Origin of the sequence: Williamsia sp. 1138 (assembly GCF_002095435.2) — a bacterium.
Classification (GTDB): Bacteria; Actinomycetota; Actinomycetes; order Mycobacteriales; family Mycobacteriaceae; genus Williamsia.
Genome location: NZ_MJEJ02000043.1, coordinates 183,884 through 193,170, shown reverse-complemented (window position 1 = coordinate 193,170; position 9,287 = coordinate 183,884). Strand labels below are relative to the sequence as shown.

8 protein-coding genes are annotated in these 9,287 nt (G+C 64.0%); 2 read left to right on the top strand and 6 right to left on the bottom strand.

Annotated features, from left to right (window positions below; all coding sequences use genetic code 11):
* The 3 genes from BH683_RS14440 to BH683_RS14430 all read right to left on the bottom strand — a co-directional run.
* A partial coding sequence (locus BH683_RS14440; protein WP_143695939.1) for a DDE-type integrase/transposase/recombinase occupies positions 1-578 on the bottom strand: 578 nt, incomplete at its 3' end.
* A 5-nt stretch (positions 579-583) separates the two neighbouring features.
* Positions 584-1,060: a hypothetical protein gene (locus tag BH683_RS14435; RefSeq protein WP_084834288.1), complete on the bottom strand. Its 477-nt coding sequence runs from the start codon at positions 1,058-1,060 to the stop codon at positions 584-586.
* A 117-nt stretch (positions 1,061-1,177) separates the two neighbouring features.
* Positions 1,178-2,296 (bottom strand): Xaa-Pro peptidase family protein, encoded by a 1,119-nt coding sequence (locus BH683_RS14430; RefSeq protein ID WP_084836939.1) that lies wholly within the window; start codon positions 2,294-2,296, stop codon positions 1,178-1,180.
* A 180-nt stretch (positions 2,297-2,476) separates the two neighbouring features.
* On the opposite strand from BH683_RS14430, the gene BH683_RS14425 reads away from it, so the two are divergent.
* Together BH683_RS14425 and BH683_RS14420 are read left to right on the top strand one after the other, a co-directional pair.
* The gene (locus BH683_RS14425) at positions 2,477-3,502 is read left to right on the top strand and encodes an alpha/beta hydrolase (protein WP_084836938.1); all 1,026 of its coding nucleotides are present in this window, start codon (positions 2,477-2,479) and stop codon (positions 3,500-3,502) included.
* Between the two features lie 58 nt (positions 3,503-3,560).
* The gene (locus tag BH683_RS14420; RefSeq protein WP_084836969.1) at positions 3,561-4,490 is read left to right on the top strand and encodes a 5'-3' exonuclease; all 930 of its coding nucleotides are present in this window, start codon (positions 3,561-3,563) and stop codon (positions 4,488-4,490) included.
* Between the two features lie 30 nt (positions 4,491-4,520).
* On the opposite strand, the gene BH683_RS14415 is transcribed toward BH683_RS14420, so the two are convergent.
* The 3 genes from BH683_RS14415 to tatC all read right to left on the bottom strand — a co-directional run bounded on the left by BH683_RS14415 (position 4,521) and on the right by tatC (position 9,227).
* Positions 4,521-5,336 carry a DUF4333 domain-containing protein gene (locus BH683_RS14415; RefSeq protein WP_084836937.1) on the bottom strand — a complete coding sequence of 272 codons (816 nt, stop codon included), beginning with the start codon at positions 5,334-5,336 and terminating at the stop codon, positions 4,521-4,523.
* 131 nt (positions 5,337-5,467) lie between these two features.
* Complete coding sequence (locus tag BH683_RS14410; protein ID WP_084836936.1) at positions 5,468-8,269, bottom strand: DEAD/DEAH box helicase; 2,802 nt, start codon at positions 8,267-8,269, stop codon at positions 5,468-5,470.
* Positions 8,256-9,227 carry a twin-arginine translocase subunit TatC gene (gene tatC / locus BH683_RS14405; RefSeq protein WP_084836935.1) on the bottom strand — a complete coding sequence of 324 codons (972 nt, stop codon included), beginning with the start codon at positions 9,225-9,227 and terminating at the stop codon, positions 8,256-8,258. Before tatC ends, BH683_RS14410 begins: the two co-directional genes overlap by 14 nt.
* Positions 9,228-9,287 lie beyond the last annotated feature (60 nt).

Below are 9,287 nucleotides of genomic sequence, written 5' to 3'. Positions count from 1 at the left end.
GGGCCGTGCTCGGCGATGGCGGTGGTGAACATGTCGATCGCGGCGGGCTTGTTTTCGGTGTACTCGATGCGCCAGCAGACCGGGTGGCGGGAGAACACGTCGATCGCGAGGTAGAGCTTGTAGCGGTCGTCGTTGGTCGGGCCGTGCAGGTCGGTGATGTCCCAGGACCACAACTGACCCGGGCCGCTGGCATGAATGATTGGTTTGGATCGACTGTGGTTGCCGGGGCTGCTGTGGTGGCCGCGGCGGCGGTCACCGACCGTGCCGTAGCGCGCAGCGATCCGGTAGAACGTGCGTGGTGAGCAACCGATCTCACGCTTGTCGAAAGCGCGCCAATATGTTTGCTGCACAGACAGATCCGCGTATTCTTCACGGTTCAATATCTCGACAATGACCTCTTCTTCGGTGGCGGTCAGCGCAGCCGGCTGGAACCGCTGCGTGTGCGGCACCGGATCCTGGACCGGCTTGTAATGACGGTAACCGCGCTCGATCCGGTAGTAGGTCGAGCGAGCCAGACCGGTCAATGCGCATGCGGCTTTGACCCCGATCCAGGTGTGAGTGGCCAAGGCGGTGACCAACTCGGTCAGGAAAGATGATGTCGCTTGAGCCAGGCCTGGTACTGCTCGGCGCTCATCAACGCCGGTGGGATCTGCGGACCCTCGTCCTCGGTCGAGCTCTTGGTGATCCCGTCCAAGAGCTCGAAGGCTTTTCCCATGATCTCCAACGCCGCCTCGGACTGGGCGTTCTTCTTCTCCAACCGGGCGACTTTGGCGCGCAACCGGGCCAGCTCAGCGCGGTCTTGGCTGTCCATGCGGTCCCTCGTTTTGTCGGCGGCAGCGACCATCGAGTCACTGAACGCACCAGACTCGCGGGCCTCTAACCACTCTCGCACGGTCGCCCGAGTCAGGTTGTACTCACGCATCAACCGAGTCTTGGCGCCGCGTTGCACCGCCAGGTCCCAGCGCTGCAAAAACGCAACCCGGAACGCGATCGGGAACGACCGCCGCCCCTTCGCTGACCGTCCAATCGGGATATCGATCGGGGTATCCAACAAATCCATGTCACACTCCATCCCCACCACCCCTACCACACCTTGTGTCTTACGACCAGGATGGCAGAGAGGGTACTTCCGGTGGACACCACAAAAACGGGTGGAGCAAGGCCGACTGCAGCAGGGTCAGACGTACCTGAGCTCGTGCGGTTGCCGGTTGAGCGGTTCGCACCCGTCCTCGGTCACGATGACGATGTCTTCGATACGAGCGCCCCAGCTCCCCGGAAAGTAAATCCCTGGCTCGATGCTGAACGCCATACCCGGGGCAAGTGGGAGGTCATTGCCGGAGACGATGTACGGCTCCTCGTGCACCGACAGTCCGATCCCGTGACCGGTTCGGTGCACGAACTGCTCCCCCAGTCCTGCATCGACGAGGATGTCGCGAGCAGCAGCGTCGATTTGCTCGGCACGAACCCCGGGCCTCACTGCGGCGACAGCGGCGGCCTGCGCTTGCTGCAGGATCGCGTATTGCTCGGCAACGTCACTCGAAGCGGTTCCCACACAATAGGTTCGAGTGCAATCGGAGTTGTAGCCCGGTTCGACGGGTCCGCCGATGTCGACCACGACCACGTCACCGTCCTCGATCACACGATCGGACACCTCGTGGTGGGGATCAGCGCCGTTGGGACCGGAACCCACGATGATGAACTCGGCCCCGGTATGGCCTTCGGCGACGATCGCCGCCTTGATGTCGGCGGCGACCTCACTCTCGGTACGGCCGGCCTTGAGCCATTCACCCACGCGGGCGTGCACCCGGTCGATGGCCGCGCCGGCCTCCCGAAGCGAATCGATCTCGGCTTGGTCCTTGACCATCCGCAGGTCTCGGAGCACCGCGGTGGCCAGTTCCGGGCCTGAGCCGATTCGGGCCGCCAAGGGCACCGTGTGCAGGGCAGGCGCAACATCCGACACCGCATACCGGCCGATCTCATCGCCGAGGGCGGCTGTGGCCAGATCATACGGATCCTGACCGTCGACCCAATCGTGAATCGGCAGTCCGAGTTCGCCGACGGCTGATTCCCGCAGCGCAGCGAGTTCCAGTCGCGGCACGATCACCTGGGCCTCGCGGTGCGGGCTGAGAACGAGCACCGTCAGCCGTTCGAAGGTTGCCGCGCGGGAACCCGTCAGATAGCGGAGATCGGGTCCCGGTGTGATGAACAGCGCGGTCAGCCCCGCCTCAGCGGTCAGCTTCTGCGCCCGTTCGAGCCGTGATCTGTACACCGATGCCGAAAATCTCTGCTCCACCATGCACCCAAGGCTAACGGCTCAATGGAATGTGGCATCGTGAAGAACCGATGAAGCATCCAACGCGCAATAGTGCAGGTTCGCACCCAGTACTCGGCGGCCACAGCGTTCCTTGGCCGCTGAACAGGCGAAGTCGGCCACTTGGCCCCAAGATAGACGGAACCACACAACGAGGAGGTCACCGTGGACCGTAAAGGCACACCGCGCCGTCTTCGTGCGGTTCCCAGTGACGCCATACAGGTGCAGTTCGCCACGCTGCACGGGTACAAGCGCGCATATCGCAGGGCGGGCAACGGGCCTGCCGTTCTGCTCCTTCACGGAATCGGTGACAACTCACTGGCATGGGAGCCGTTGTTCGATCAGCTCAGCGAGAAGTTCACCGTGATCGCGCCAGACTTTCTGGGTCACGGTTTCTCGGATCGGCCGCGCGCCGACTATTCGGTGTCTGCCTTCGCCAACGGGATGCGCGACCTCCTCACCTACCTCGACATCGAGCGGGTGACCGTCGTCGGGCACTCGCTGGGCGGAGGAGTTGCCGGACAGTTCGCCTACCAGTACCCCGAACTCGTCGAACGGCTCGTGCTCGTGGGAACCGGAGGCGTCACCAAGGACGTCAACCCAGCACTGCGCGCGCTGTCACTTCCCCTTTCTGAGTATGTTCTCGGACTCATGTCGATTCCCGCGGTCTTCTCGACCTTCTCCACTGCGGCCAAGTCATTGCAGAACCTGATCCCTTCCGCCCTGTTCACCGACAACAACGAGATAGTGCGGGTCCTCGAACGCATGCCCGAGAAAGGCTCGGCCGAGGTGTTTGCACGCACACTCCGCTCAGCGGTGGACTGGCGCGGGCAAGTCGTGACCATGCTGGACCGCTGCTACCTCAGCGCGGGCATCCCGACCTTGATCGTGTGGGGTTCGGACGATCAAGTGATACCGGTGGCGCACGCCCACATGCTGCACAGCGCGATGCCCGGATCTCAACTCGAAGTCTTCGACGGCGCGGGACACTTCCCATTCCGCGACGATCCGGACAGATTCCTCGAACTGTTCTTTACGTTCGTGGCCGCCACCAACCCCGCGGTCATCTCCCGAAATGACGTGAAAGCCGCACTCCGGCAAGGACCTTCGGAGAAGCCGCTGACCGGGGACAGCGAAACACGGCTGGCGGTACTCGGTGCGCTGGGTAACGACGAGCGAAGCGCCACGTAACTCGGGTCCCGTCGGGCATCGGTCGATCTGGCATGGTTGACCCATGAGCTCTCCGGTGATGTTGCTCGACGGTGCAAGTCTGTGGTTTCGCGCCTTTCACGCCCTGCCCGAGAAGATGACGGCGCCGGACGGGCGGCCGGTCAATGCGGTGCGGGGCTTCATCGACATGATCGCATCGTTGGTGACCCGCGAACATCCGCACCGGCTCGTCGTGTGCCTCGATCTCGATTGGCGGCCGGCGTTCCGGACCGACCTCATTCCGTCCTACAAGGCGCATCGAGTGGCCGAAGAGGCTACGGACGGGTCAGAGGAAGTTCCTGACACCCTGACCCCTCAAGTCGACATGATCATGAGAGTCCTTGCCGCCGCAGGCATTGCGACCGCCGGAGCGGAGGGTTGCGAGGCGGACGACGTCCTTGGCACGCTCGCCGACAGCGAAGGCACCGACCCGGTCATCGTGGTCAGTGGAGATCGGGATCTGCTGCAGGTGGTCGCCGATGATCCTGTACCGGTGCGAGTGCTGTACGTGGGACGCGGACTCGCGAAGGCCGAGATGTTTGGCCCGGCAGAGGTTGCCGAACGATATGACCTCCCCACCGACAACCCTGGGTCCGCGTACGCAGAGATGGCGATTCTGCGCGGCGACCCCTCCGATGGACTGCCCGGAGTGACCGGTATCGGAGAGAAGACCGCATCAAAACTGTTGCACGAGTTCGGCGACCTCGATGAGCTCGAGAGTGCTGCTGCAGCGGCCGACAAACGAGTATCGACCCGGCAACGCAAGTCTCTTGCCGAGGGGGCCGACTATCTCCGTGCGGCGCGCACGGTGGTCTTCGTGCGGACCGACGCCGACATCGTCGGACTGGGCGATGACCGCCTGCCTTCCGAACCAGCCGATCCCGCCACACTTGCCGACCTCATCGAAGAGCTGGGAATAGGCTCATCGGTGGGCCGGCTCAGCAAGGCGTTGGGTTGGCAGGTCGGCTGAGTACTGCGATCGACCTGACCCACCGCTCGATCATGCTGCGGTGGGTTGCCCTACCTCATACTTGCCGTCGTCGTCGAGGAACGTGATCTTCACCTGCTGATTGGCCCCTGCAACGGTGGCGGTGCAGGTGAAGGTGTCGCCTTTCTTGATTTCCTTGTCTTTCGGGCACTGCACGTTCTGCACGTCTTTTGCCTGGTAGTCGGTCTCGAGGACCGTCTTCACACCTTCTTGTGCCGCATCCTGACTCAAGACCTTGGTGACCGCGAACCCAGGCGCCAGGAACGCAGTGACGAGGAGTACGACCGCGATCAAAGCCACCACGCCCGCTCCGACGAACAGCGGCAGGTTCTTCTTCGACTTCGGCGGCGCCATGTTGGCGAACTGGTCCGGACCGCCCTGACCGAACTGGCCGGGCTGACCGAACTGGCCCGGTTGTCCATACTGGCCGGCTTGACCCGGCTGGCCGTACTGACCGGGCTGCCCGTACTGTCCCGGTGCGTTCTGCGGTGCACCGAATTGTTGCCCCGCAGGCTGGCCGTACTGTCCCGGCGGCTGACCGTATTGCCCGGGCTGACCCGCCTGGCCGTAGTTACCCGGTTGGCCGTAGTCGGCGCCGGCAGGCTGCTGCTGGTACCCGGCAGGCGGCGCCGAATGCTGTTGCGGTCCCTGTGCGCCCCAACCCTGTTGCGGCGGTTGACCTTGTGGCGCCTGTCCCTGAGGCTGTTGTTCGCCTGGTCCGGGAGGCTGGTACTGCGTCTGGCTCCACTGATCAGGCTGACCGCCCTGCCGCCACGCATCAGGCGCCCCCGTGCTGCCCGGATTATTGGGGTCGTGTGGCCCGCTCATGTTGTCCCTCCGCTTGTCCTCACCGCACCGAAGTTACGGGGATCACCGACCCCGAACATACCGCACATGTCGGGCGTGTTCCGGAAGGCACAATTCGCGCCAGGGCCGATGTTGCGGCACAACAATCAGGCTCATCCGAGCTCGACGGCCACCACGCCACGACGGATACCGGCGATCGCGGCCGTTGCCGATTTCGTCAACCGGGATTCTCCGGACGTTTCCAGGCTCGCCGCAGTGCGTATCTGTTCCAGCAAATCGATGACCTGCCGGCTCCACCGCACGAAATCACCGGCAGGCAGTGAGGTCCCGCGTTCACCTGCGGCGGCGAGTACTTCGGTCAGGCTCCGGCCGGAGGCCCAGAGGTAGATAGCGGTGGCGAATCCGGCGTCGGGCTCCCGGGTGGGTTCGATCAGATGGCTCATCTCGATCCGCGTCAACGCCTGCCATGCAGCGTGGGTGCGGCTCAGTGCCTCACGGACGCTGGCGACACCGGTGACCAACTCCGCGCCACCATAGGAATCGCGGCGTGACTCGTACACGACCGACGACGCAACGGCCGCGAGTTCGGCGGCGCCGAGCTGGTCCCACAGCCCGGACCGGATGCATTCGCAGATGAGCAGGTCGCTTTCGCTGTACACCCGGCTCAGGGTGTCCCCTGCTCTGGTGACCATCAGATCGCCGTTGGACTTACCTGCGTGCTGTTCCAGGTAGCCCAGTTCTTTCAGCACCCCGACGATGCGGTCGAAGTTGATCGACAGAGTGGACGTGCGCTGTGCGACCGACTCTTCCAGCGACGCGATCTCCCGCGCGACGCGATTGCGGCGTTCCGCGAGTCGAAAGAGCTCGTCGTGTTGCGGTATCTGGTGTGCCGGATGCTCGCGCAACTCCGAACGTAGCCGCGCCAGTCCGGTGTCGTCGGCTGCCTGCGTACGTTTGCTCTGCTTGCCCTTCGGCATGTCTATCCCTGCAGACCTCAATGCGGACGCGAGATCTCGACGGCCGCGGCCGGTTCGCCGGTCGATCTGCTTGGCCAGCCGCATGTTTCCGAGGACCTGCGGCGGATTGAGGAAATCTCGGGGTCCGACCCGGCCACACCAGGCGTCCTCACAGATCACCAGCGGCTTCGGGTCGCGAAGATCGGTTGCGGCCTCGAGGACCACGGCCAAGCCTCGATGCCTGCCCCCGTGCAACCCGATCACCTGCCCGCGTTTGAGAGCGGACAGATCCTCGACCGTGCTCTGCTGGGTGGCCATGCGGTTTTCGAACTTCAACGAACGCTCGCGTGAGCGGATCTCTTCGCGGAGTCGGGTGTAGCCCAGGAACCCGTCGATTCCCCCATCGAGTCCCCGGCCTTCGGCCCGGTTCTCGAGTTCGATCTCGATCTTGCGGAGCTGCCGCCGCGCAGTGTCGATCTGGCGCGCCTGACCCACCACCGACTTGTCGGCCTGGAACTGCGCGAACGATCGGTCGAGGAGATTGCGGGAGCCGGCGAGTCCGAGCCTGCCGATGAGGTTCACCGCCATGTTGTATTCGGGGGCAAACGAGCTCCGCAGTGGGAACGTTCTGGCCCCGGCGAGTCCCGCAACCCTGGTGGGCTCGAGGTCATCGGTCCAGACGACAACCGCATGTCCTTCGACGTCGATACCGCGGCGGCCCGCGCGGCCGGTCAGCTGCGTGTACTCACCCGGCGTCAGGTCGACGTGAGCCTCGCCGTTGAACTTGATCAGGCGCTCGAGTACCACTGACCGCGCCGGCATGTTGATGCCCAGAGCCAGTGTTTCCGTTGCGAATACGGCCTTCACCAGCCCTTTTACGAACAGCTCTTCGACAGCATGTCGGAACGCAGGGAGCAATCCGGCGTGATGCGCTGCGAACCCTCGGGTCAGTCCTTCCCGCCAACTGGGCACCCCGAGGATGTCTTGATCGGACGCCGAGAGTTCGGATACGTACTTGTCGACGATGCGATTGACCTCGTCGGCCTGGTGCGGCTCGAGCAGACGTAGCCCCGACCGAAGACATTGACTCAGCGCGCCTTCACACCCGGCGCGCGAGAAGATGAATCCGATGGCAGGCAACAACCCGTCGCGATCGAGCCTGGCGATCAGATCGGGTCGAGAAATCGGACGGGTGCCGCCCCGCCGCGGATCGCCACGCTGCGATCCGCCGCGGCGTCCCCGTGATCCACGCGGCGAGTAGTCATCGTCCCGACGCGCGGCCAGCTCACGGTGCCGGATGTAACGGGTCAGTTCGGGGTTGACCGCCGGCTTCTTGTTCGGCGCGCTCGGGTCTTTGCGGTCGAACAGATCGAAGAGTCGGTTGCCGACGATCATGTGCTGGCTGAGAGGAATCGGCCGGTGGTCGTCGACGATCACGGTCGTGTCGCCGCGGACCGTTTGGATCCAGGAACCGAACTCCTCGGCGTTGCTGACGGTCGCCGACAAGCTGACGACTCGCACAGACGGGGCCAGGTGCAGGATCACTTCTTCCCAGACCGCACCGCGGAAGCGGTCGGCGAGAAAGTGCACTTCGTCCATCACTACGTGCGACAAATGCTCCAGGGCGGGAGAATTGGCGTAGATCATGTTCCGCAGGACTTCGGTCGTCATGACCACGACCGGTGCGTTCGAGTTGACCGACGAATCGCCCGTCAGCAGTCCGATCGAGTCCGCGCCGTGCGCCCGGACGAGGTCGGCGTACTTCTGATTGCTCAAGGCCTTGATGGGCGTGGTGTAAAAACACTTGCTGCCGGCAGCGAGGGCGAGATGCACCGCGAACTCGCCGACAATCGTCTTGCCTGCGCCTGTCGGAGCGCAGACCAGCACACCGTGACCGTCGGCGAGAGCAGTGCACGCGTCGAGCTGGAACGGATCGAGCGCGAACGCCTGGCGCGCGGAGAACTTTTCCAGTTCTACGCGCGTGTCAGAGAGTGTCATCGTAGTGATCGACTCCGCTCGCCGAGGAGGTGGCCGACACCGGCGACGCAGATCGGACGGGCCCCGTTGCCGGTTCGGCAGGCGACGCAGGGGCGATCGGAGAAGCCTCGTCGTCGCTGACCGCGCCCCACTCCTGCGCTTCCCGCTTGGTCTTGCGCTTGTCGTGGATGCGCGCGATCTGGATTGCGAACTCGAGCAGTATGCACAGGGCGACCGCCAGCGCCAGCATCGTGAACGGGTCGTTGCCGGGGGTCGCCACAGCCGCGAACACGAACATTCCGAAGTTCAAGCCACGCCGCCAGGCCTTCAGTTTCGCGTAGGGCAGCACCCCGATCAGATTCAGCGAGACGATCAGCAGCGGGATCTCGAAGCTCACACCGAAGATGAGCAACAGGTGCAGCAGGAAGTTGAAGTACTGGTCGCCGGCGAGCGCTGTGATCTGGACGTTGTCACCGACGGTGAGCAGGAACTCGAAAGCCTTGCTGACCACCATGTACGCGAGCACGGCGCCACCGATGAACAAGACGGCCGCGGCAGTGACGAACGAGACCGCGTACTTGCGCTCTTTCGAATGCATGCCGGGCGTGATGAACGACCAGAGTTGGTAGAACCACACCGGGCAGGCCATCACGAACCCTGCGGTCAAGGCCACTTTGAGGCGGAGCATGAACTGGTCGAAAGGACCGGTCGCGAGAAGTCGACACGCGTCATCGGTGGTGAGATTTGCCCGTGACGACGCCGGCAGGTCGCAGTAAGGCTGGCGGAGCAGGTCGCCCAGGGAGTCCATGCCGAACACCCCGTGGGAGTACCACGCGAATCCGAGGATCGTGGTGAACGCAATGGCGGCCGCCGAGATCAGCAGGCGGGTCCGCAGCTCGCGAAGGTGGTCGACCAACGACATGGTGCCATCGGGATTGACCTTGCGCTTGCGGCGCCGAGGGTCGAGAGGAATGCGCACTGGTGGGCTGTCTTCAGATCAGTTGCTGGCGGATTGGCACCCAGCCGGATCAGTCACTGA

Bases quoted from the DNA above. Each gene is read 5' to 3' on its own strand.
- BH683_RS14435 (WP_084834288.1), bottom strand. From the start codon at position 1,060: ATGGATTTGTTGGATACCCCGATCGATATCCCGATTGGACGGTCAGCG.
- BH683_RS14430 (WP_084836939.1), bottom strand. From the start codon at position 2,296: ATGGTGGAGCAGAGATTTTCGGCATCGGTGTACAGATCACGGCTCGAA.
- BH683_RS14420 (WP_084836969.1), top strand. From the start codon at position 3,561: ATGTTGCTCGACGGTGCAAGTCTGTGGTTTCGCGCCTTTCACGCCCTG.
- BH683_RS14415 (WP_084836937.1), bottom strand. From the start codon at position 5,336: ATGAGCGGGCCACACGACCCCAATAATCCGGGCAGCACGGGGGCGCCT.
- BH683_RS14410 (WP_084836936.1), bottom strand. From the start codon at position 8,269: ATGACACTCTCTGACACGCGCGTAGAACTGGAAAAGTTCTCCGCGCGC.